The sequence below is a fragment of the Tepidicaulis marinus genome, assembly GCF_000739695.1.
GTDB lineage: Bacteria > Pseudomonadota > Alphaproteobacteria > Parvibaculales > Parvibaculaceae > Tepidicaulis > Tepidicaulis marinus.
Window position 1 is genome coordinate 12112 of sequence record NZ_BBIO01000011.1, and the last position, 21490, is coordinate 33601.

The following is a 21490-nucleotide window of genomic DNA, read 5'->3' on the forward strand; positions in this document are numbered from 1 at the left end:
AGGGCGGCGCAAGCGCCGCCCCTCTTATCCCGATAGAACCGATCCGCCTTAAAGAGACTTCACGATCTCTTCCACCATCTTCTTCGCATCGGCAAAGAGCATCATGGTGTTGTCGCGGAAGAACAGCTCGTTCTCCACACCGGCATAGCCCGAGCCCATGCCGCGCTTGACGAAGAGCACCGTCTTGGCCTTTTCAACATCGAGCACCGGCATGCCGAAGATCGGGCTGGCCGGGTCGGTTTTAGCCGACGGGTTGGTTACGTCATTGGCGCCGATGACGAAGGCGACATCCGCCTGGGAGAACTGGTTGTTGATGTCTTCCAGCTCGAACACTTCGTCATAAGGCACATTGGCTTCGGCCAGGAGCACGTTCATATGCCCCGGCATACGGCCGGCCACCGGGTGAATGGCGTAAGACACTTTCACGCCTTCTTCCTTCAGCACGTCGGCCATTTCTTTGAGCGCATGCTGGGCCTGCGCCACCGCCATGCCGTAACCCGGCACGATGATGACGGAACCGGCATTCTTCATGATGAAGGCCGCATCATCCGCCGAGCCCTGCTTGACCGGACGGGTTTCGACATGGCCGGCGCCTGCCGCCGATGTATCTGCGCCGAAGCCGCCCAGGATCACGCTGATGAAGGAGCGGTTCATGCCCTTACACATGATGTAAGAGAGAATGGCGCCCGAAGAGCCCACCAGCGCGCCCGTGATGATGAGCGCAAGGTTGCCCAGCGTGAAGCCGATGCCAGCCGCTGCCCAGCCCGAATAGGAGTTGAGCATGGACACCACCACCGGCATATCCGCCCCGCCGATCGGAATGATGATCAGGAAGCCGATAATGAAGGAGAGAATGGTGATCGCCAGGAAAAGCTCGACGCTCTGATTGGCCGGATCGAGGCAGAGGAAAACAATGCCGCCGACAATAGCCAGCGCCATGAGCGCATTGATTACATGACGGCCCGGAAGGATGATCGGCGCGCCGGACATATTGCCGTTGAGCTTGGCAAAGGCGATGACCGACCCGGAAAAGGTGATCGCGCCGATGGCAACGCCGAGCGACATTTCAACGAGGCTCGCCACCTTGATATGCAGGAAGGAGCCGATGCCGAAAGCCTCGGGCGAATAAAAAGCGCCCCAGGCGACGAGCACGGCGGCAAGACCCACAAGCGAGTGGAACGCAGCCACAAGCTGGGGCATCTGCGTCATGGCGATGCGCCGGGCGATGACCGCGCCGACACCGCCGCCGACCACCAGCGCCACGATAATGAGACCCCAGGTGAGCGCATTGTTCGCTTCCAGACTCACCAGCGTGGTGAGAATGGCGATCGTCATACCGATCATGCCATAGGTGTTGCCCTGCCGGGAGGTCTCCGGCGAGGAAAGCCCGCGCAATGCGAGAATGAAAAGGACGCCCGATACGAGGTAAAGCAGCGCCGTTACGTTTGCTGACAACATGCTGCCCCCTTACCGGTCTTTTTTCTTGTACATCGCAAGCATGCGCTGCGTGACAAGAAAGCCGCCAAAAATGTTCACCGCTGCAAGCGCCGTCGCCACGAAGCCGAGGCCCTTGGCGAAAATACCGCCCTCGGCCTCGCCGAGCTGTACGCCGACGGAAATCAGCGCGCCGACGATGATCACGGAAGAAATGGCGTTGGTAACGGACATGAGCGGCGTGTGCAACGCAGGCGTCACGCTCCACACCACGTAATAGCCCACAAAGATCGCAAGCACGAAAATCGCCAGGCGGAATACAAACGGATCTACGAATGCCGCTTCCATCATGCGCCTCCTTCTTGGAGTGCCGAATGCACTACTGCGCCGTCTTTGGTCAGCAGCGTTCCGGTAATGATTTCATCTTCCCAATCGATGGCGAGCTGTCCGCTCTCCTTGTCGATAAGGGGGGTGAGGAAATTGACCAGGTTGCGCGCGTAAAGCGAGGACGCGTCGGCGGGCAGACGCCCGGCAACATTGGTATGGCCGACAAGCGTCACACCGTGCTTCTCGACGACTTTGCCGGCTTCGGAAAGCGGGCAGTTGCCGCCCTGCTCCACCGCCAGATCGACGATGACGGAGCCCGGTTTCATGGACTGCACCATTTCCTCGGTTACGAGCACCGGCGCGGGACGCCCCGGTATGAGCGCAGTGGTAATGACGATGTCCTGCTTCTTGATATGCTCGGCAATGAGCGCGGCCTGACGGCGCTTATAGTCTTCGCTCATTTCCTTGGCATAGCCGCCGGAGGTTTCCCCGCTATCGCCTTCATCGGCCTCGACCATGATGAAGTCGGCGCCAAGGCTTTTCACCTGTTCGGCCACCGCGGCGCGCACATCCGTCGCCGTGACGATGGCGCCCATGCGTTTGGCCGTGGCAATGGCCTGCAGGCCCGCAACACCGGCCCCGAAAACGAAAACGCGCGCCGGGGCGATGGTGCCCGCCGCCGTCATCATCATCGGCAGCGCCCGCCCGTATGTGGCGGCCGCATCGATCACGGCTTTATAGCCGGCAAGGTTCGACTGCGAGGAGAGCACGTCCATAGACTGCGCGCGCGTGATGCGCGGCATGAATTCCATGGCAAAAGCGTTGATCCCGGCATCGGCATAGGCTTTCACCCGGTCCCGGTTCCCGTAAGGGTTCAGGATCGCCGCCACCATGGCGCCTTTCTTCATCTGGCCGAGTTCGCTGTCGCTGGGACCGCGCACCTTGAAGACGATGTCCGCCTCTTTCAGCGCATCGCCCGCCGAGGCGGCAATCGCCGCGCCGGCCTCTTTATAGGCCTCGTCGGAAAAATTGGCATGGGCGCCCGCGCCGGTCTCCACCACCACGTCGAGACCGAGGGACACGAGTTTCTTCACCGAATCGGGAGAAGCGGCAACGCGCGTTTCCCCTTCTTGGGTTTCTTTGGGTATTGCGAGTTTCATGAGTGGTTCGCCTAGCCCTCTTTTCGCGCGGGGTCTGACGCCCGCGCATTTGACTGACAAGCAGCGGTCCGCACCACTTGCTAATTGGAATTATTCTTAAACAATCCGGAGCCTCAAATAGGCTCGAAACGCCGGATGACAAGAGCGAGCTGAACGGAAAAACTAGAGAAGCGTGATCGCCATCAGGATCAGAAGGACGGTCAGGGCAATCGTGCCGTATTTCGTCCCCTTCACGAACCCGTCATAGGTCCGCATATGTTCCTCGGCAGCCATTTCCTTGCTCCAGCCCGCCTGCGCGTTTTCTTGGGTCATTTTGTGCCTCTAATGCTCACGCAATTCACATGTGCGCCGGACTATACCAGACGCCCCCCCGGCGGCAAGCATCGCCTCTGCGCAAAGCCCGCGCACAGGCGCACAAGCCCCCTAAGAGGCACGCCGGGCACGGAATAAAAGCCCGAATTCAGGATTTGCGGTGCGGGTGGGAGTGATTCCAGTCCGCCAGCAGCGCCCGGAGCGCGGCTACGAAGGCCAGCGGCTGGTCGAGCAGCACATGGTGGCGGGCCTGGGGGATCTCGATCACCGGGGCGGCGCGGCCGAGAAGCGAGAACATGTAATCCCCGATCTCTTCGGGCAGCAGCACGGAATATTCCCCGCGCATCACCGCGATGCGGCACTTCGTGGCCCGCAGCCGCTCGGCCGGATCGCCGATGGAAAAACGCCGCCAGATGCGCGGGTCGAATTTCCAGGTCCAGCCCCCTTCCACTTTTTTCAGGGAATGACGGGCGACATATTCGGTGATGTAGAAATTCTCGCAAGGCTGCGGCGGGGCAAGGCGGAAGCGCCCCATCGCCTCTTCCAGCGTCGGATAGACCCGGTGCGGGCGAATCGTCCGGTTGGGCGGCCCGCCCGGCCGGTCCGGCGGATTGACGGGGCTGTCCACGATGACCGTGCCCGCCAGCCGCTCGCCGTAAAGCGCCCCGGCAAGGATCGTCACGAAGCCGCCGAAGGAATGGCCGACGATGATGGGCGGCTCTTCATTGTCGAAAAACCCGGCATCCTCGCACACCGCCATCAGCTCTTCGGCATAGCTTTCCATCGAATAATGGGAGCGGAAGCCGCTATCGCCCATGCCCGAAAGGTCCATGGCGGCGACGGAATATTCCTTGGCCAGAAACGGCGCGATGAAGGACCACCAATAGGCATGCGCCCCGTTGCCATGGACGAGCAGCAGGCCCGGCTTATCGGGATCGCCCCAATGCAGGTAATGGATGGGCGTGCCCTCCACATCCACCTTGCGGCTTTCCACCGGCGTCTCAATGGCGCGCTTGAACCATTCGGGCGGCGCGACCACGGTCGGGCCGATGGAATCGCCCGGCGCCAGCTCGAATTGACGCTGTTCGGCTTCCTGCTCGGCCACCAGCGGGCTTTTGGCATGTTTGTCGGTGTCATTCATTATGGGCGCTCCCCAAGCGCCTTGAAGACGCCCGTTCCCGTCATGATGGTGCGGTCCCCGCACCATATCCGGCCTTTTACCGTGATGAAATCATCTTCATCGCCCGTGGCGATGCCCGTGCCTTCCACCCAGTCGCCGACCTTGGCCGCCGAGATGAAATCCGTCAAAAGCCGCACCGTCACCCAGTAGCGGTGATAGGCCATGGTTACCGCGTGACCGAAAGCGACATCGGCAAAGGCCATAAGCATGCCGCCATGACAATTGCCCATGCCGTTGGTGTGATGATCCTGCACCAGAAAGGCGCGCCGGTAGCTGCCGTCCTCTTCGATGCGCTCATAAAGCGGCCCGATCTGACGCCCGAAACCGCGGGTCCAATTCATGGACTGGTAGCCTTCGGGAATGGGAACGGCGTTTTCTTCCAGAAGATCGTCGGTCATGAGCGATACGCACCCCTTTATCGCCCCGCCTCATTGGGCCGGCCCGCTCGCATAGCGGGCACCCTCAGGCAGCGGATGTAAGACCCGCCTTCTTTAGCGCGCGGCCCTGGCGCTTTTCAAGTTGGGTGACGTCGAAAGCGTCGATCGCCTCATTGAAAAGCTTATAGAAATTAAGCTCGGCGCCCAGATGCAGAAAAACCCCGCCCAGCCCGATCGCCGCCCGGTCCATGAAAACGAACTCGCGCGGCGGTGTCACCGGCCCGTGCTCTTTGAGCGCCTTATGCACGGCAAAAGCCTGGGCCCGGCCATATTCCCCCGGCGTCACCCCATCGGCGATGGTGCGCACGCGGTCATCGAGAAGCGGGCCATAGATGAAACCCGCCCAGAGATTGAGAATATCGACGAGCTTGCGCGAGAGGTTTTTAAAGCCCCAGCGCTCATAAGCGGCGACCGCGCGGTCCGTATCGTTCGTCTCCAGCGCCCGGTAAAGCTCGATCACCCCTTCCACGAAAGAAGGCGGAAATTTCCGGATACAGCCGAAATCGAGAAGATTTATCCCGCAATCCTCCCGCACCGTGTAATTGCCAAGATGCGGGTCCCCGTGAATGACGCCGTAGCGGCTGAAGGGATGCCACCAGGCAACGAACATGGCCGAGGCAATGGCGTTGCGCCGCTCCAGCGTGTCCTCCTTGAAGGAGAGAAGCGGCTTGCCCTCGAGCCAGCTCATCGTGAGGAGCCGCTTGGTGGAAAGCTCGGGCAAGACATCCGGCACTTCGATGCGCGGCTCGTCCGAGAGCATGTCGCGGTATAGCGCGATGTGCCTTGCTTCGAGATCGTAATCCAACTCTTCGCGCAGGCGCTCACCGATCTCCTCGGCAATCTCGCGCGGATCGATTGCCGGATCGAGACGGCGGTAAAGCGAGAAGATGAAATCGAGCTGCTTGAGGTCCGCATTCACCGCCGATTGCATATCCGGATATTGCAGCTTGCAGGCAAGGGCCGTGCCTTCCAGCGAGCGGGCTTTGTGCACCTGGCCGAGCGAGGCGGCGGCGGCCGCTTCCTTTTCGAATTCGGCAAATCTCTTCTGCCAGCCTGGTCCGAGCTCGGCCATCATGCGCCGTTTGACGAAGAGCCAGCCCATGGGCGGGGCGGCGGATTGGAGCTGCGCCAGTTCCTCGGCATATTCGGCGGGCAGCGCTTCGGGGATCGTCGCCATCATCTGAGCGACTTTCATGATCGGGCCCTTCAGCCCGCCCAGCGCCGCGGCAAGCTCGCGCGCATTCTTGTCGCTGTCGACATCGAACCCGAAAAACCGCTGGCCGGCATATTTCGCCGCAAAACCGCCGACGCCCGCGCCCACCCGGGCATAACGGGACATGCGCCCGGAAAGCCGGTTGCTTTCTTTATCGCGGGCAGGCCCAGCCTTATCGCGAGGGGGCTTGTCTTTGCCCTGCGGCGGTTTTTCCTCGCTCAAAGATCGGCCTCCAATTCGTCGATGAGACCGCGAATGACCGATAGGCCCTGATCCCAGAAAGCCGGATCGCTCGCATCGAGCCCGAAGGGCGCCAGCAACTCCTTATGGCGCAGCGTGCCGCCCGCGCGCAGCACATCGAAATATTTCTGCGCAAAGCCGTCCGGCGTCGCCTCGTAAGCGGCATAGAGCGAATTGACGAGACATTCCCCGAAGGCATAGGCGTAAACATAGAAAGGCGCATGGATGAAATGCGGGATATAGCACCAAAAGTTTTGATACTCCGTATCGAGATGAATGGCCGGCCCCAGGCTTTCCCCCTGTATCTCCATCCAGATTTTACCCAGATCCTCCGATGTCAGCTCACCGGCGCGGCGCGCCTCATGCACCCGCCGCTCGAACGTGTAAAACGCGATCTGCCGGATCGCCGTGTTGATCATGTCTTCGATCTTGGAGGCAAGCAGCACCCGGCGCTGGGACGCGTCCTTAGCATTGGCCAGGAGCCTGCGGAACGTCAGCATCTCGCCGAAAACGCTTGCCGTTTCGGCCAAGGTGAGCGGCGTGTCGGAAAGAAGCGGGCCTTGATCCGCGGCAAGCACCTGATGCACCCCGTGGCCGAGCTCATGGGCGAGCGTCATCACATCGCGCGGGCGGCCCATATAGTTCAAAAGCACGAAAGGATGCGCGCTCGGCACCGTGGGATGGGAAAAAGCGCCCGGCGCCTTGCCCCGGCGGGCGGGCGCATGGATCCATTGCCGCTCGAAAAAATCACCCGCAAGACGCGCCATTTCCGGGTCGAACCCGGCATAAGCGCTCAGTACCGTCTCACGTGCCTCCTCCCAGGAGACGAGCTTATTGTCGTCTTCGGGCAGCGGGGCATTGCGGTCCCAGAAATTCAGCCGCTCCTTGCCCATCCATTTGGCTTTGAGCGCGTAATAGCGGTGTGAAATATCAGGATAAGAAGCCTGCACCGCGCTTTGCAGCGCATCGACCACCGGCGCTTCCACCCGGTTCGCGACATGGCGGGACATGGCGACATCTTCAAAACCGCGCCAGCGGTCCTCGATCTCCTTGTCCTTGGCAAGCGTATTGGTGATCAGCGTATAAAGCGGCACTTCCTCGGCGAAACTCGCGGCAATCGCCTTACCCGCCTTCTCGCGCAGTTTTTCATCGGGTTCGGAAAGCTTGTCCAGTGCCTCGTTGAGCGAGACTTTTTCGCCGTCGAGCTCGACGCGCAGCCGTGCCATGCTTTCATCGAAAAGCCGGTTCCAGGCGGCCCGCCCCGTCACCGATTTCTCGGTCAAAAGCCGCTCCATATCCGCGGCAAGCTCGTAAGGACGTTCCAGCGCCAAATCACGCAGGAAGGGGCGGTAGCGGGCAAGGCGCGGCTCGCGCGCGCAGAGCGCCGCCAGCTTTTCTTCCTCAATGGCATTCAGCTCCAGCGTGAAGAAGAGGAGCTTTGCGGCCATGTCCGCACTCCAGCCCTGAATATCGGCATAGAGCTTGGCATGGGCGGGAATGGTCGAATCTTCGGCATAAAGCAGCGAGGCATAGGAGCCGAGCCGCCCGGCCTTGTCTTGCAAGCCGTCATAAGCCTCGATCGCCTCGGCAAGCGCCAGCGCGTCCCCCGCCTCGGCAAGCGCGGCAAGCTTCGTCTCATAACGTTCGGCAAAGCGCGCGGCCTCGTCCAGCGCTGCCTTGCGGTCGTCGGCGATCCGCGCATCGTCCGGGCCTTTATAGAAGACGGAGAGATCCCATCGCGGCAGCTCGCCCAGCGCTTTTGCGCCGCTTTCAGCTTTGTCCAAGCATGGGCTGGTCACTGGATCGCGCCTTTTCATGAAAGCTCCTTCGCCGGGGATGTTCCGATCCCTTCAATATCGGCCTCGGGGGCCGCGATCAATGGGGCGGGCGGTCAAAAGAGCAGAACCGGCCCTGCCCGCAGAACACAAAGTGCTGAAAAAGAAAAGCCCCGGCGTTGCCGCCGGGGCTGATCTCTTCGTCTTTAAGGCGATGCCTTAAAGGCGCTGGCTTACTCGGCCGTCACAACCGCGCGGCGGTTGAGCGGTTCGCGCACACCGTCGCCGGTCTGCACAGCCAGGTTCGATTCACCGTAGGTGCCGGTCGTGCCGACCGAAGCGCCGCGGGCGCTCAGAGCACCGGCAACGGCGTCAGCACGGCGCTGACCCAGAGCCTGGTTGTAAGCGGACGAACCGGACGTATCGGTGTAACCCGAAACGTTCAGCGTCTTGCTGCCGGCAACATTGGCGATTTCTTCCACAACAGCCTGAGCTTCGGCCGTGAGGTTCGACTTGTCGAAGCCGAAGTAAATCGTCCACGGGCCAACCGGGGCAGCTTCACATTCGGTCAGAGCTTCGTAGAAAGCTGCTTTTTCAGCTTCCACACGCTCCGGCTGAACGGGGCCGCCGGGGCCGCCGAACCATGCGCCACCTTCACCCAGGTCGTTGTCGCTGGCCTGTTCGACCCAGCCGTCATAGTGACGCTGAGCTTTGGCGCAAGCGCAAGCCTGGTCGCCTTCGCGGCCGCCATTGTCCAGTGCAGCCATCAGGCGGGCACGGGCATCCTGCAGTTCGCCGAGGTCGCTCGGCAGAACGGCATGGTTAGCCGGATCGTAGGGAAGTACCGTTTCGCCGGCCTGGGCAGCGCGGCCCTTTGCGACGATCTTGGCAGTATCGACCCAGTTGCAGTCCACATAAGCTTCCGACGTTGCACGGTCTTGGTATTCGCGCGCGAGGCAGGCATTGAAATCATTGCCCGAAATCTCGTCGTCCAAATACGATTCCGCAGTCCAGGTGCCGCACGCAGCCAGCCCCAGGAACGCAGTTACCGCAATTAGCCGGGATAGAATGTTCATCCCAATCTCCGTCATTTTTTGATCTACCCCCCGTAATTAAGAGACGGGTGGCCCGGACCCCACCGGTTCGCAGTCAACCGGTTTGCTTGAATATTATGGATGGCACGGAAGACCCGCGGTCTTCAAGCCATATCGAGGATTTTAGTCTCTTTTCAGCTACAAGAGTCACTTGACCGCAACACCCGTATTTTCGGCAAATCTCTAGCTTTTCTGCGCATTGTCATGGTAACGCGCGAATTAACGATAAGTTTCCTTATCGTGCCTTCCCGGCACAAAACTCACCCCGCCTTAAACCGGCCTTTACCACTTGCCCGCCACCATGCCCCGGAAATTGATGCGGCGCGCCTGCCCGCCCCGGTCTCGCGGCATTCGAGCGAGGCGGGCGGCAAAAGCGGGCGCAAACACGTTCTGTTGGGGACATAGGCATGGCTCAGACGATTCTCGTCGTCGATGACGATCCGGCGCAGCGGCGGATTCTCGAAGAAGTGGTGAAACGCGACGGCTACCGGACGCTGACGGCCGAAAGCGGCACCGAGGCCATGGAGATCATGGGCGGCATTCACGCCAAGGACATCTCCATGATGATCCTAGACCTCGTCATGCCCGGCATGGACGGGATGGAAGTGCTCGAAGCCTTGCGCCCGCAGCACCCGGCGCTGCCCGTCATCGTGCTCACCGCCCATGGCGGCATCGAGACGGTGGTCAAAGCCATGCGTGCCGGCGCCGACGACTTCGTGGTCAAACCCGTCAGCCCGGAGCGCCTGCATGTCTCCATCCGCAACGCCCTGAAAGTCACCGCGCTCACCGGCGAGATCAACCGGCTGCAGAAAAAAGCGCAAGGCCAGCTCACCTTCGACGACATCATTGCCGGCGCGCCTTCCATGGGCAATGCGCTGAAGCTCGGCCGCCGGGCCGCCCAGTCCAACATCCCCGTTCTCATCGAAGGGGAAAGCGGCGTGGGTAAGGAAGTCTTCGCCCGCGCCATCCAGGGCGAGAGCGACCGCGCGGGCCGGCCCTTCGTGACCGTGAACTGCGGCGCGATTCCGGAAAACCTGATCGAGAGCATTCTCTTCGGCCATGAGAAAGGCGCCTTTACGGGGGCCAGCGAAAAGCACGCCGGTAAATTCGTCGAGGCGAATGGCGGCACGCTCTTTCTCGACGAAATCGGCGAGCTGCCTCTCGACATGCAGGTAAAATTGCTGCGCGCCATCCAGGAAGGCGAGGTCGATCCCGTCGGGGCGAAGAAGCCGGTAAAGGTGGATATCCGCCTCATCTCGGCGACGAACCGCGACATGATCGAAATGGTCAAGCAAGGCCATTTCCGCGAAGACCTTTACTACCGGCTCAACGTTTTCCCGATCAACATTCCGCCCTTGCGCGAGCGGCGCGAGGATCTGGGCGAGCTTGTCTCCCACTTCGTCAGCCGCCTGGCCGCCGAAGAAGGCAAGAACGTTTCCGCCGTCACGCCGGACGCAATGCAGATGCTCCATGCCTATGACTGGCCGGGCAATGTGCGCCAACTGGAAAACACCATCTTCCGCGCCATCGTGCTGGCGGACGGGGCCGAACTGACGATTGCCGATTTCCCGCAAATCGCCTCGCAGCTCGACGGGTTCGATGCGACCCCGCCCGCACCCGCCGAAGCGCCCATGCCCGTCATGCAGGGCGCGGCAACGGGCGGCGGCTTCCGCCAGACGCTGACCGACTTTGCCATGTCCAACATTTCCGGCGGCGTTTCCGTTACCGATGAACAAGGCAACATGCGCCGTCTGGAGGATGTGGAGGCCGATCTCATCCGCCTCGCCATCGACAAATATAAAGGCCACATGTCCGAGGTCGCCCGGCGGCTCGGCATCGGCCGCTCGACGCTTTACCGCAAGGTCCGCGATCTCGGCCTTGATGTGAGGGGCGAATAGTCTCACGGACTATCCGAACCGGGGGAACTTGAAGGGGCGCCGCATGCGGCGCCCCTTCTTTTACTGCCGGCCTTCGCTGGGGACGTCGACCGCCAGTAAAGCGAACTCAAGAACAGCCGCGGCCCTGATAAATGCCCATCAGCGAGGTCCGGCGCAGCTGCGCCGCCTGAGCCCGCTCCTTGGCGCTTTGCTGGGCGGCCTGCTGGGTCGAGCCGAGGAACCCGCTGAGAACGGACGCCGCCGGCAAGGCCCGGCCGAGCGCTGCCCCCGCGCCGCCATAAATCGCTGCCTGCTCGGCCACGGCAATCCCTGCGCCGGTAAGCTGGCCTTCGGTTTCGGCAGCGTTCGCCTCGCCGATCACCTGATCCATGGCGCCGATTTCACCGGCAAGCTCAGCGCAGCTCATGCTGGCATCGCCCGGCTGCTGAACCTGCAAAGACTGCTGCTGCCCCGTGGTCTGGCAGGCGGCGAGCAAGAAGGCCGAGGCAAGAAGGCTTGCCGCCACTTTCGCCGGGCGCCCTGCCGATTGAGTTGTTACGCGAACCATATCCATCCCCTTCCCTGCCGCCCGCAGCGCGGGCAGGTGACTGTCTGAAAGGGAGAGTGCCGGGAGGGGGATAGAGGCGGAATGGTACAGATATACCAAAGGCCCGCAGAAAAACCGGCTAGCCTGCCTTTGAAGGCGCGTGGACAAGCTCGTCCAATATCCCGGCAAGGCGAGCGGCGCTGATGAGATGCCCCTCGCCTTCAAAGACGCGCAGGCTCGCGGGCGAAAAGCGGGCAATACCCTCCCGCGCTTCCTCCAGCGGCACCTGCGTATCCTCGCCCCCCAGCCAGACATGAAGCGGGCAGCGGATCTGGGTCGGATCGAGCTGATAGCCGCCCGAGGCAAGCTCGCTTTCCCGGATCACCCCTTCCACCTGCAGGCTGAGGGAATCGTAAAGCGCATCGAGAAGTTCTTCCCGCAAAGCCGGGTCGGCTTTCAAAAGCGCGGCATCGGCCGGCGCGCCTTGAAAGAAGCGCTGCATCATGCCGCTCAAGACTTTACGCGACAGCTTTTGCCGCAGAAGCTGCAGCGCGCCCCGCCGCAGCCAGCCATTGCGGATGAGACTGCCGTAAAAAGAAAGCGCGGGATTGTTGCGGTAATCTTTTTCAAGATGCACATCGATGCGCGGCGCCGTGAGCCCGGCCCGCTCCACCCGCGCGCCCAGCTCGCTTGCCGCGGCAAGCACGAAAGGCGCCGCCGAAGCCGAGCCGTAAAGCACAGCGCGCTCCAGCCCCAGCGCATCCATGAAAGAGCGCAAGTCTTTCGCAAAGCTCTGGATCGTCATATGCGGATCGAAGGTGGAGCCGCCCGTCCCCGGCCGCTCCACGCGGATCAGCCTGATGCCGCTGCGCTGCAGCGCTTCTGATTTGCGGCGGGGTAAAAAGCTGCCCGTAATGGCGGGCACAAGATTAAGGACAGGCTTTCCCTCCCGCGCGCCATATTCCCGGTAAGCAAGCCGGCGCCCGTCCGGCAGCTCGACATAAAGCCGCGCATCGCTTTCCGGCGGGGCTTGCCGCGCGCCCGAAAGATGCGCGCCCAGCACCATGAGCTCGGCCACATGGCGGATGAGATCGCCCTGCCGGTTGAGACCGAATTTTTCAAAGACGCTTGCCAGCTGATTGCGCGCGGTATTGGGCGAAATGCCGAGGGCGCGGGCCGCTTCCTTCAGCGCAAGGCCGCGCGTCAGCCCGCCGACAAGCCGCGCCTCCGCCGGTGACAGACCGAGAAGGGAGGCCGAAAGCACCTCTTCATCGAAACTGAGCGGGCGGGCGGGCATAAGAAAAACCGCCGCCGCTTCCTTGTTCACCTGCTGCGGCAGCGCCAGGCCCATTCCAGGCAAGCGCGCGCCTTCCAGCAGGAACCCGAAGACCGGCATGGCCCCAGGCGCATGCATATTGAGCCGCACCAGCCGGGCGCCCGCTCCCTCCCGCACGGCCTTGAGAGCTTCCTCAAATGCCTTGCGGTCTTCGCGCGCGTTCCAGGACAACGCCGCCCCTTCTTCAAACCCGCCGGTAAGGGGGGAAAGCTGCGCGGCCATCGCCTCGTTGAAATTTAGAAGACGCCCGCGCCCATCGAGCGCCAGAAAAGCCGCAGGCGGCCGCTGCGTGCCGGACGCTTCGCTTTGCGCCATTCGTTCTTCGGCAAGGCGCGCGGCTTCTTCCAGATGACGGGAAATTTCGGCGAGAAGGTCTTTGGACAGGCTCTCTTCCTTGCGGTCCACAAGCTCGGTGAAACGCAAGAGATCTTCCCAGTTTTCCGGATCGGCGGCATAGGCATAAAGACTGGCGATCACGTCGGAGAGAAGCGCATAAGGCGCGCGCGCCTCCTGCGCCTGTCCGGTTATGTCCGCCGGCCCGTGAAACGGTACGCTGCTCATCCTCTGATCTTACGCCCCCAGATGCACCGCCTGAAAAATGGCGGCCACTACAAGGCCAAGACTACGCAGAAAGAAAACGCCCTGCCACCCCGCACCAAAACAAAAGGCCATCCCCTTCGGAACGGCCTTTTAGATAAGATAGCGCGACGGCTTCAGCGCTTCGCTTAGCCCAGCATGCCCAGCGCGTGCAGATAAAGTTCCAGCACCGCTTCTTCTTCCTGGCGCTCGGCCTGATCTTTCTTGCGCAGCGAAATCACCTTGCGCATGACTTTGGTGTCGAAGCCGTTTCCTTTGGCTTCCGCGTAGACTTCCTTGATATCGGCGGCAATTGCCGCCTTTTCTTCTTCAAGGCGTTCGATCCGTTCGATATAGGCCCGCAATTGATCTTGGGCGATGGTCGTTGCGCCCGCAGGCGCGTTTCCGTCCGCCATGAGGAAAGTCTCCGCTCGTCAAACTGGTACTGAAATTTAAGGAGCGGCAACATAGCGCCGCCGCCCTCCGCCCGCAAGCGCCGCCCAAACGCAAAATGCAGATGCCGACTAAGCCCTGCTATTGCCCGTGTTTTTTCTGCGCTGCCTCGAAAGCGGCGATCTGCTCCGGGCTGGCTTTGGCCTGATATTTTTCTTTCCATTCGGCAAAAGGCATGCCGTAGACGATCTCGCGCGCTTCCATCTTGTCGAGCGCGATGCCTTTTTCTTCCGCCGCTTCCTTGTACCAATCGGCCAGGCAGTTGCGGCAGAAGCCGCCATGGATCATCAGATCGATATTCTGCACGTCCTTGCGTTCATCCAGATGCGCCAGAAGCCGGCGGAAGGCGGCGGCCTGCAATTCCGTTTCCGTCTGCTTGTCGATGTCCTTCGTCATGAGCGGCTCCTTTCAAATAATCCTCACCCGCGCGCCTCATGGCTGCGCGAGCCGAAATGCTGAACGCGGGCAATATCGCCGCGTTCCAAAATAGGGGTCAGCAGACGGGCAAGGCGCGCGGCCCATTCCGCCTGTCCCTCGCGCGCGGCGATCAAATCCTGGCGGATTTCGATCAGCGCATGGGCATAGCCGTTCACCGTGCCGTGCCGGTAAAGCGTATCGCCTTTCAGATAGCCGATATAGGGAAGATTGTCGCCGACGGTCAAACCTCCTTCCCGCGCAAAGCCTTCAAACAGCGCGTCGGGCACACGGTGATCGCGGTCCCAGAGCACTCCCGTATGCCAGGGCCGCTGTACCCCGCGCCAGGCCGGGGTAAAACTGTGAATGGAAATGATCACCGGCACATGGCCGCGCGCGCTTAAATGCTCAAGCGCGCCTGCAACGGCGCGGTGATAGGGCTGATGAAAACGCGTCAGGCGGTTTTGAAATTCTTCTGCGTCCCGGTAAGGATCGACGAGCCGGTTCGCCGGCACGATCGCACCATCCGACAGCTTCATGACAAGGGTCGGATCGTCCTCGCCCCTATTCAGATCGATGAGGAGACGCGAATAGCGCCCGAGCAGCGCCGGAGCTTCCATCATCTCCGCAAGGCGCCGCGTCACTTCCGCCGCGCCGATGTCATAGGCGATGTGGCGGGAAAATTCTTCTTCCGCAAGCCCCAGCGTGCCATATCCTTCCGGCAAGGCGTTGGAGGCGTGATCGCAGAGCAAAAGCAGCCCGGTACGGGCCGCGCCTTCGATGACTTCAACCGCACCATCAACCGCACCATCGCGGCCCGGTTTCAAAGAGGCGGATTTCAGGATAGGAGAAGGCGGGGTTTCGGTCAGCATGGCCGCAATATAATCATGCCGCGCGCCAAGGAGAACGGGGCCAATGGCTTTTCTGGAAGACCCGGCTGTTTTTTTACCGCGCCTTTTCGCGCGCGCCATTGCCCGTGTGCAGCCCGAAACCTGCCTGCCGCCGCATCTTCCCGCCTTGGCCCCCAACAAAAAGTTGATCGTTCTGGGTGCCGGCAAAGCCGCCTCCGCCATGGCACTCACCGTGGAAAAGGCTTACGCGGACCACCCCTCCTTAAGCGGCCTCGTCATCACCCGCTATGGACACGCGCTTCCCACGGCCCGCATCCGCACGGTGGAAGCTGCCCACCCCGTGCCCGATGCTGCCGGCCTTGCCGCCACGCAGGAACTGCTTGCCCTTGCCCGCGAGGCGGGGCCGGAGGATTTCGTACTCGTGCTGCTTTCCGGCGGGGGCTCGGCGCTGATGACCGCGCCCATTGGCGGCGTTTCCTTTGAAGAAAAGCGGGCGCTGACCCGCGCGCTCCTGCGCTCCGGCGCGCCCATTCAGGACATAAACAAAGTGCGCGCGCAATTTTCGAAAGTAAAAGGCGGGCGCCTTGCCGCCGCGATCAACGCCCCCGCCCTCACCCTCGCCATTTCCGATGTGGCAGGGGACGATCCGGCCGCCATCGCCTCCGGCCCCATGGCACCGGCCAAAGGCACACGTGAGGATGCCCTTGCCGTTTTAAAGTCGCGGGGCCTTCTCACGCCCGCCCTTCAAAAAGCGCTGGAGGCGGCGCCGGAGGCCCCGCGTGCGGGCGACCCTGCCTTCAAAAACAAGCGCTATGAGATTGTCGCCGCCCCAAAAGACGCGCTGGCGGCAGCTGCGGAGGAAGCCCGGGCGGCAGGGCTCGGCGTCACATTGCTGGGCGATGCGCTGGAAGGGGAAGCGCGCGATCTTGCCCGCGCCCATGCAAAGCTTGCGCTTGCCCATAAAGGGCCGCCGCAGCTTTTTCTCTCCGGCGGCGAAGTGACGGTAACGATGGCAAAAGACGCCGTGCCCGGCAATGGCGGGCCCAATCAGGAATATGCCCTGGTGCTCGCCCTTGCCCTTGAAGGCGCGCCCGGCATCTTTGCCCTTGCCGGGGACACGGACGGCAATGATGGCGGCAGCGGCGAAAAAGACGATCCGGCCGGCGCGCTCATCACACCTGAAACGCTTGCACGCGGCGCGGCAAGCGGCCTGAGCGGGGAAGAAGCGCTCTCCCGCCATGCCTCGGGCGATTTTCTGCGCGCCGCGGAGGCGCTTCTCACCCCCGGCCCCACTTTTACGAATGTGAACGATTTCCGCGCTATTCTCGTCCTTCCAAGCCCCTGAGTCGCGCCTAATTCAGAGTTCCCCGATGTTTTCCCCGTCCGCAAGATTCTCCTCTATCGCAGCGTCTCTTGCGGGCGCGCTCGTCATCACATTTTCCGCTACGCCTCTGGCACGCGCCGATCTCAGCGTTTGCAACCGCCTTGCCGTGCCGCTTTCCGCAGCGCTCGGCTATCATGACGGGCAGGACTGGGTGTCGGAAGGCTGGTGGCAGCTGGCGCCCGAAAGCTGTACAAAGCTGCTCGCAGGCAAGCTCACCGCCCGGTTCTATTATCTTCATGCCGTCGATACGCGCGAAGGCCGGGTCTGGGGCGGGTCTGCCCCCTTGTGCATTTCGCCCACCGCCTTCACCATCAAAGGCAGGTCGGACTGCACCGGGCGCGGCTATGCGCGCGCCGGTTTTCATGAAGTTGATACCGGCACCGCGCTAGACTGGCGCCTCGACATTCCTTTCTCCGCCCGCAGCCCGGGCAATATGCCGGAACCGAAAGACAGGTAAAAACATGCGCCGCCGTAACGTAAAGATCCTTGCGACCCTTGGCCCGGCAACGAACACGCCCGAGCGCATCCGCGCGCTGCACGATGCCGGCGCCGATGCCTTCCGCCTCAACATGAGCCATCTGGATCATGAAGGGCTGAAAAAGATGCATGGCTATCTGCGCCAGGTGGAAGCGGAAGTCGGCCGGCCCATCGGCATTCTGGTGGACCTGCAAGGCCCCAAACTGCGCGTCGGAAAATTCGCAAACGGCCCGGTGGAGCTGAAGGAAGGGGCAAGTTTCCGCCTCGACCTCGACCCCGCGCCGGGCGATGTCACGCGGGTGAACCTGCCGCATCCGGAGATTTTCGCCGCCATTGCGCCGGGGCGCAATCTGCTGCTCGATGACGGGCGCATCCGCCTTGAAGTGAAGGAAGCCGAGGCCGATTACGCCATCACGAAAGTCTTGCAAGGCGGCGTGCTCTCGGACCGCAAGGGCGTCAACCTGCCCGATGCGACGCTCGGCCTTTCTGCGCTTTCGGACAAAGACCGCGCGGACCTTGAAGCCGCGCTCTCGCTCGGCATCGACTGGCTGGCGCTGTCCTTCATTCAGCGCCCGGACGATGTCGCCGAAGCGCGCAAACTTGCGCGCGGGCGCGCGGCCATTATCGCGAAAATCGAAAAGCCCAACGCGCTGACCGAGCTTGACGGCATTCTCGATCTGGCCGACGGGCTGATGGTGGCGCGCGGGGACCTTGGCGTCGAACTGCCGATCGAGCAAGTGCCCGGCTGGCAAAAGCGCATCACGCGCCTTGCCCGCAAAGCCGGCAAACCCGTGGTCGTGGCAACGCAAATGCTGGAATCGATGATCTCCTCACCCATGCCGACGCGCGCGGAAGTCTCGGACGTGGCGACCGCCGTCTTTGAAGGGGCGGACGCGATCATGCTTTCGGCGGAATCGGCGGCTGGCGATTATCCCATCGAAGCGGTGGAAATGATGAACCGCATCGCCGTCGAAGTGGAGGACGATCCCAACTATTCCTCCATCATATACGGCCAGCGCACGGAGCCTGAAGCAACGAGCGCCGATGCGATTTCCGCCGCCGCCCACACCGTTGCCGATACGCTCAATGCCGCCGCCATCGTCTGCTGGACGAATTCGGGCTCGACCGGCATCCGCGCCGCGCGCGAGCGCCCGCAATTTCCCATCATCGCGCTGACGCCGATCACCGAGACCGCACGGCGCCTCGCGCTTGTCTGGGGGCTGCACTGCGTTCTCACCGAAGACGCACAGGACCTTGACGACGTGGTCGACCGCGCCTGCCGCATCGCCTTCCGGGAAGGCTTTGCCCAGCGCGGCCAGCGCATCATCATTACCGCCGGCGTCCCGCTCGGCACGCCCGGCGCAACGAATATGCTGCGCGTTGCTTTTGTCGGCGAGAAAGGCGGCATGGTGGGCTGAGCCCCGCCGCCTCTTTTCTTTAGCCGCGCCCGGACCTTTTAGTGAGCTTCAGGCGCCTCGATCTCATGGAGACCGGGGCGCAGAGGCCCGCCCGTTGCCAGGCGCGAGAGCGCCTCGCGCACCACGCCCCCATGCACATGATGGGGCATATGGCCCGTGCCTTTCAGCTTGATCAGTTCCGATCCCTCGATCTGCTCATGCAGCACATAGGAATGGATTTTGGCGCGCACCGTGCGGTCCCTGTTGCCGGTCAGAATGATGGTGGGAACGGCAATCTCGCCGTAGCGTTTCGACTGGCGGGCAAGATGAGATTTGAGATTGCCCGTATCCTCGCTATTCGCCTTGAAATTGGCCGGGCGGAAAAGCAGCGGCAGGCCGATATCCGCACCGAACCCTTCGGGCGCAGGATCGGGCGCAAAATTTCCCGCGATCCCGGCTTGGGAGAGAAACCGTCCGCCCGGCACCGCGAGTGTGCGCGCAAAAAGCCCGCCGATGAGGGGCGTGCGCACCACCGAATGATACCAGGCAACGCCGCCCTCCCAAGGATGCGTCGCCCCGGACATCACAAGGACCCCGGCAAGGTTCTCCGGAAATTCCAGCGCATAGGCCGCCGCCACCGCCCCGCCCCAAGAATGGCCGAGCACCACGGCCTTTTCGATGCCGAGTTTAAGAAGCGCATCGCGGATCAGCTCCGCCTGGCGGGCCGGGTCGTGAATATCCTCGATATCGGGCCGCTCGCTCCAGCCATGGCCGGGCCTGTCGAAAGCAAGCACCCGGTGCTCCTTGGCAAGGCCGGGAAAGATAGAAACCAGAAAATCGCGCAGGTTCCCGCTTGCCCCGTGAATGAGCACGATGGGCACGCCCTTGCCGCCGCCTTCCGGCACCGCTTCCACATAATGAAGCCGCGCGCCCTTCACCTCGACGAATTTGCCGAGCGGGGGGAATTTGTCCGCCGCCTGCCCGTTCATGAAAGCGGAATAGGCAAAAGCGGCAATCAGAAGCGCGCCAAGCACGCCGGCAACCCAAACGAGAAACGACACATCAAACCCCTGTGCTCAGTCTGCCCAAACGGCAGAAACGACCGATCATCATTGCGTTGAGAGTATAGGGCGGCGGCGCAGCGCTTAAATACCCTGGCCTTCCACTTCCTCGGAAAGCTGCTCGGCCGCTTCCTGCGCGCCGGGCAGATGAGGATAAACCTTCAGCACCTTGCGATAAGCGGAAAGCGCGCCTTCCTTGTCGCCCAGCTCATTGAGCAAAAGCGCGAGGCCCCCCAGCGCGCCGAAATGGCGGGGTTCGAGGCGCAGCGTCTGCTCGATATCTTTGAGCGCGCGCTGATAATCTTCCATCAGATAGTAAAGCGTGGCGCGCTTCGACCAGCCTTCCGCATAGCCCGGCGCCAGCGTCGTCACCTGCGTGAAATAAATCAGCGCCTCGCCCTGCTCGCCCGCCGCCATGGCGCCGAGCCCCCGGTCCATCAGATAATCGATGCTGGCGCTGCCCGAATTCGTCCAGAGCTTCCAGATCGCCGCTTCCACGATCTTAGCTTGCTCCGGGTTCTCGGCTTCTTTGAGCCGGTCGAAAAGAGAATCGAGAAAAGCCTCGCGCGAGGCAAACTCATCCGCCGAAAGAGTATCCCGGGAAGGGGCAGCTTCTTCACCCGCCTCAGTTTTAGGCTCGAGCGCATCCGGGCGCGCATCCGGCGTCAGCCCAAAGCGCTCCTTCAGCCCCTGCCCCGGTTCCGCCTGGGCAGCGCTTGCCGATACCGCAATAAAAAGGCCGCCCAAAAGGGCAGTGAGAACAGGGGGCTTCATGCCGTAACGATAGTGCGGGAAATCCCGCTTGGCCATGGGGAGGGCAAAAAGAACGTCAAAACGCCTGCCCTTCCCCATCACAAGCCGGTGATCACATCAGGCCGAATTCAGGTCTTCCAGCTCGCAGCCGGGGAATTCCGTGATGAAATCGGGTCCGAAAACACTTGAAGGCGTCTGATAGCCCGGCACCGCATTGCCCTGCATAACCCGGCGCACGATCTCCAGCGAGGTGAGCGCGGTCAGCGAATAGCCCTCCGGCGTGCGCAGGCGCGAAACCACACGGTCCCCCGCCTCGTTCACGGCCTCGCCGAGCAGGATGGAATACCCCTCCGCGCGCTGGGCATCGTCCGGACCTTCCGGCTGCTGATCGATCTTTTTCTTCAGCATCCGCTGGGCAGGCCCGGTACTCAGCACCCAGCGCAGGAAGGGGCCGATATTCGCCGCCTGTTCAAGCTGCGCCGTTGCCTCGAAATAGACCGTGATATTGGGAATGCCCGTCGAATGGTAAGCGGTCGAGACATCGCCCCAGCCCACGGCAACGCTTTTCTTCACGCCCTGGCCGAAATCGATCTCGCGCACGAGCGGGGCTTTGGAAGAAAGAATTTTCCCATCCCGCCGGATGCGCGTACCAAAGCGGATGCTCTCCACCCCCGTTTTCGCCGTGCCGCGCGACATGGAACCGAGGCCGGAAATCGCAAGCGTCAGCTCACTGGCATCGGGCATGCGCCGCTTCATATGCGCGGCAAGACAGTCGGAAGGCACCACGTCGAAGCCGACGCCCGGCATCAGCATGACGCCGGCCTTTTTGGCTTCCGCATCGCGCGCCGCGCACGCCTCGAAAACATCGATCTCGCCGGTAATGTCGAGATAATGCGTGCCCGTTGCGATACAGGCATCGACCATCTGCCGGGAGGTCTGGGAGAACGGCCCGGCAATGTGCAGAACGACATCGACTTCCTTCAGAACCTTCTCAAGGCCCGCCCGGTCATTCAGGTCCACGGTGCGATGTTCGAAAGCCATTTGCCCGGCCACGCTTTTCAGCTTGGCGGGGTTGCGCCCGCCCAGAATGGGCCGCAGCCCCTGCTGCTTGGCCTTGCGGGCAACGAGTTTACCGGTATAGCCGGTCGCTCCGTAAATCAGGATACGATCAGGCATATTGTTCTCCTCCAGG

Annotated in this window: 21 protein-coding genes; 4 read left to right on the forward strand and 17 right to left on the reverse strand. The window is 62.2% G+C overall.

Annotation, left to right across the window (positions count from 1 at the left end):
* Window positions 1-48: 48 nt before the first annotated feature.
* The 9 genes from M2A_RS10745 to M2A_RS10780 form a co-directional block, all read right to left on the reverse strand.
* Window positions 49-1455 carry an NAD(P)(+) transhydrogenase (Re/Si-specific) subunit beta gene (locus M2A_RS10745; protein WP_045447319.1) on the reverse strand — a complete coding sequence of 469 codons (1407 nt, stop codon included), beginning with the start codon at window positions 1453-1455 and terminating at the stop codon, window positions 49-51.
* A 12-nt stretch (window positions 1456-1467) separates the two neighbouring features.
* A complete protein-coding gene (locus M2A_RS10750; protein WP_045447105.1) occupies window positions 1468-1782 on the reverse strand; it encodes a proton-translocating transhydrogenase family protein in 315 nt (104 codons plus the stop codon).
* On the reverse strand, window positions 1782-2921 hold the full coding sequence (locus M2A_RS10755; RefSeq protein ID WP_045447107.1) for a Re/Si-specific NAD(P)(+) transhydrogenase subunit alpha: 1140 nt from the start codon (window positions 2919-2921) through the stop codon (window positions 1782-1784). Before M2A_RS10755 ends, M2A_RS10750 begins: the two co-directional genes overlap by 1 nt.
* Window positions 2922-3083: 162 nt before the next feature.
* Window positions 3084-3233 carry an aa3-type cytochrome c oxidase subunit IV gene (locus M2A_RS17790; protein WP_081875561.1) on the reverse strand — a complete coding sequence of 50 codons (150 nt, stop codon included), beginning with the start codon at window positions 3231-3233 and terminating at the stop codon, window positions 3084-3086.
* A 148-nt stretch (window positions 3234-3381) separates the two neighbouring features.
* Window positions 3382-4374, reverse strand: coding sequence for an alpha/beta fold hydrolase (locus tag M2A_RS10760; protein WP_081875562.1), 993 nt, complete (start codon window positions 4372-4374; stop codon window positions 3382-3384).
* Window positions 4374-4811, reverse strand: coding sequence for a PaaI family thioesterase (locus M2A_RS10765; RefSeq protein WP_045447110.1), 438 nt, complete (start codon window positions 4809-4811; stop codon window positions 4374-4376). Before M2A_RS10765 ends, M2A_RS10760 begins: the two co-directional genes overlap by 1 nt.
* Before the next feature lie 64 nt (window positions 4812-4875).
* Window positions 4876-6189: an ABC1 kinase family protein gene (locus M2A_RS10770; protein ID WP_045447325.1), complete on the reverse strand. Its 1314-nt coding sequence runs from the start codon at window positions 6187-6189 to the stop codon at window positions 4876-4878.
* Window positions 6190-6281: 92 nt separating this feature from the next.
* Entirely contained in the window at window positions 6282-8120 is a 1839-nt protein-coding gene (locus tag M2A_RS10775) for a M3 family oligoendopeptidase (protein WP_045447113.1), read from the reverse strand.
* A 191-nt stretch (window positions 8121-8311) separates the two neighbouring features.
* Entirely contained in the window at window positions 8312-9154 is an 843-nt protein-coding gene (locus tag M2A_RS10780) for an OmpA family protein (protein WP_158597189.1), read from the reverse strand.
* A 425-nt stretch (window positions 9155-9579) separates the two neighbouring features.
* On the opposite strand from M2A_RS10780, the gene M2A_RS10785 reads away from it, so the two are divergent.
* Entirely contained in the window at window positions 9580-11070 is a 1491-nt protein-coding gene (locus M2A_RS10785; RefSeq protein ID WP_045447119.1) for a sigma-54-dependent transcriptional regulator, read from the forward strand.
* Window positions 11071-11176: 106 nt separating this feature from the next.
* Here the strand turns inward: M2A_RS10785 and M2A_RS10790 are convergent, their stop codons facing one another.
* The 5 genes from M2A_RS10790 to M2A_RS10810 all read right to left on the reverse strand — a co-directional run bounded on the left by M2A_RS10790 (window position 11177) and on the right by M2A_RS10810 (window position 15247).
* Window positions 11177-11617 carry a hypothetical protein gene (locus tag M2A_RS10790; RefSeq protein WP_156101736.1) on the reverse strand — a complete coding sequence of 147 codons (441 nt, stop codon included), beginning with the start codon at window positions 11615-11617 and terminating at the stop codon, window positions 11177-11179.
* Window positions 11618-11735: 118 nt separating this feature from the next.
* Complete coding sequence (locus tag M2A_RS10795; protein WP_045447125.1) at window positions 11736-13493, reverse strand: bifunctional helix-turn-helix transcriptional regulator/alpha/beta hydrolase; 1758 nt, start codon at window positions 13491-13493, stop codon at window positions 11736-11738.
* Between the two features lie 164 nt (window positions 13494-13657).
* Complete coding sequence (locus M2A_RS10800) at window positions 13658-13924, reverse strand: DUF2312 domain-containing protein (RefSeq protein ID WP_045447128.1); 267 nt, start codon at window positions 13922-13924, stop codon at window positions 13658-13660.
* 118 nt (window positions 13925-14042) lie between these two features.
* Window positions 14043-14357 carry a DUF1244 domain-containing protein gene (locus tag M2A_RS10805; RefSeq protein ID WP_045447131.1) on the reverse strand — a complete coding sequence of 105 codons (315 nt, stop codon included), beginning with the start codon at window positions 14355-14357 and terminating at the stop codon, window positions 14043-14045.
* A 23-nt stretch (window positions 14358-14380) separates the two neighbouring features.
* Entirely contained in the window at window positions 14381-15247 is an 867-nt protein-coding gene (locus M2A_RS10810) for an N-formylglutamate amidohydrolase (protein WP_081875564.1), read from the reverse strand.
* A 43-nt stretch (window positions 15248-15290) separates the two neighbouring features.
* Between M2A_RS10810 and M2A_RS10815 the strand changes: the two genes are divergently transcribed.
* Genes M2A_RS10815 through pyk form a run of 3 tightly spaced genes read left to right on the forward strand, consistent with a single transcriptional unit; the run spans window position 15291 to window position 18505 of the window.
* A complete protein-coding gene (locus M2A_RS10815) occupies window positions 15291-16571 on the forward strand; it encodes a glycerate kinase type-2 family protein (protein WP_045447134.1) in 1281 nt (426 codons plus the stop codon).
* Between the two features lie 25 nt (window positions 16572-16596).
* Entirely contained in the window at window positions 16597-17067 is a 471-nt protein-coding gene (locus M2A_RS10820; protein ID WP_081875565.1) for a DUF1036 domain-containing protein, read from the forward strand.
* A gap of 4 nt (window positions 17068-17071) precedes the next feature.
* Window positions 17072-18505: a pyruvate kinase gene (gene pyk / locus M2A_RS10825; protein ID WP_045447137.1), complete on the forward strand. Its 1434-nt coding sequence runs from the start codon at window positions 17072-17074 to the stop codon at window positions 18503-18505.
* Between the two features lie 38 nt (window positions 18506-18543).
* Here pyk and M2A_RS10830 read toward each other — a convergent pair whose 3' ends face one another.
* The 3 genes from M2A_RS10830 to M2A_RS10840 form a co-directional block, all read right to left on the reverse strand.
* On the reverse strand, window positions 18544-19545 hold the full coding sequence (locus M2A_RS10830) for an alpha/beta fold hydrolase (RefSeq protein WP_052379402.1): 1002 nt from the start codon (window positions 19543-19545) through the stop codon (window positions 18544-18546).
* Window positions 19546-19629: 84 nt separating this feature from the next.
* Window positions 19630-20355 (reverse strand): tetratricopeptide repeat protein, encoded by a 726-nt coding sequence (locus tag M2A_RS10835; protein ID WP_052379403.1) that lies wholly within the window; start codon window positions 20353-20355, stop codon window positions 19630-19632.
* A 60-nt stretch (window positions 20356-20415) separates the two neighbouring features.
* A complete protein-coding gene (locus M2A_RS10840) occupies window positions 20416-21474 on the reverse strand; it encodes a saccharopine dehydrogenase family protein (RefSeq protein ID WP_045447140.1) in 1059 nt (352 codons plus the stop codon).
* Between the last annotated feature and the right edge of the window lie 16 nt (window positions 21475-21490).

Coding starts and splice junctions, on each gene's coding strand:
- M2A_RS10750 (WP_045447105.1), bottom strand. CDS start 1,782: ATGGAAGCGGCATTCGTAGATCCGTTTGTATTCCGCCTGGCGATTTTC.
- M2A_RS10755 (WP_045447107.1), bottom strand. CDS start 2,921: ATGAAACTCGCAATACCCAAAGAAACCCAAGAAGGGGAAACGCGCGTT.
- M2A_RS17790 (WP_081875561.1), bottom strand. CDS start 3,233: ATGACCCAAGAAAACGCGCAGGCGGGCTGGAGCAAGGAAATGGCTGCC.
- M2A_RS10760 (WP_081875562.1), bottom strand. CDS start 4,374: ATGAATGACACCGACAAACATGCCAAAAGCCCGCTGGTGGCCGAGCAG.
- M2A_RS10765 (WP_045447110.1), bottom strand. CDS start 4,811: ATGACCGACGATCTTCTGGAAGAAAACGCCGTTCCCATTCCCGAAGGC.
- M2A_RS10770 (WP_045447325.1), bottom strand. CDS start 6,189: ATGTCCCGTTATGCCCGGGTGGGCGCGGGCGTCGGCGGTTTTGCGGCG.
- M2A_RS10775 (WP_045447113.1), bottom strand. CDS start 8,120: ATGAAAAGGCGCGATCCAGTGACCAGCCCATGCTTGGACAAAGCTGAA.
- M2A_RS10780 (WP_158597189.1), bottom strand. CDS start 9,154: ATGAACATTCTATCCCGGCTAATTGCGGTAACTGCGTTCCTGGGGCTG.
- M2A_RS10785 (WP_045447119.1), top strand. CDS start 9,580: ATGGCTCAGACGATTCTCGTCGTCGATGACGATCCGGCGCAGCGGCGG.
- M2A_RS10790 (WP_156101736.1), bottom strand. CDS start 11,617: ATGGTTCGCGTAACAACTCAATCGGCAGGGCGCCCGGCGAAAGTGGCG.
- M2A_RS10795 (WP_045447125.1), bottom strand. CDS start 13,493: ATGAGCAGCGTACCGTTTCACGGGCCGGCGGACATAACCGGACAGGCG.
- M2A_RS10800 (WP_045447128.1), bottom strand. CDS start 13,924: ATGGCGGACGGAAACGCGCCTGCGGGCGCAACGACCATCGCCCAAGAT.
- M2A_RS10805 (WP_045447131.1), bottom strand. CDS start 14,357: ATGACGAAGGACATCGACAAGCAGACGGAAACGGAATTGCAGGCCGCC.
- M2A_RS10810 (WP_081875564.1), bottom strand. CDS start 15,247: ATGCTGACCGAAACCCCGCCTTCTCCTATCCTGAAATCCGCCTCTTTG.
- M2A_RS10815 (WP_045447134.1), top strand. CDS start 15,291: ATGGCTTTTCTGGAAGACCCGGCTGTTTTTTTACCGCGCCTTTTCGCG.
- M2A_RS10820 (WP_081875565.1), top strand. CDS start 16,597: ATGTTTTCCCCGTCCGCAAGATTCTCCTCTATCGCAGCGTCTCTTGCG.
- pyk (WP_045447137.1), top strand. CDS start 17,072: ATGCGCCGCCGTAACGTAAAGATCCTTGCGACCCTTGGCCCGGCAACG.
- M2A_RS10835 (WP_052379403.1), bottom strand. CDS start 20,355: ATGGCCAAGCGGGATTTCCCGCACTATCGTTACGGCATGAAGCCCCCT.
- M2A_RS10840 (WP_045447140.1), bottom strand. CDS start 21,474: ATGCCTGATCGTATCCTGATTTACGGAGCGACCGGCTATACCGGTAAA.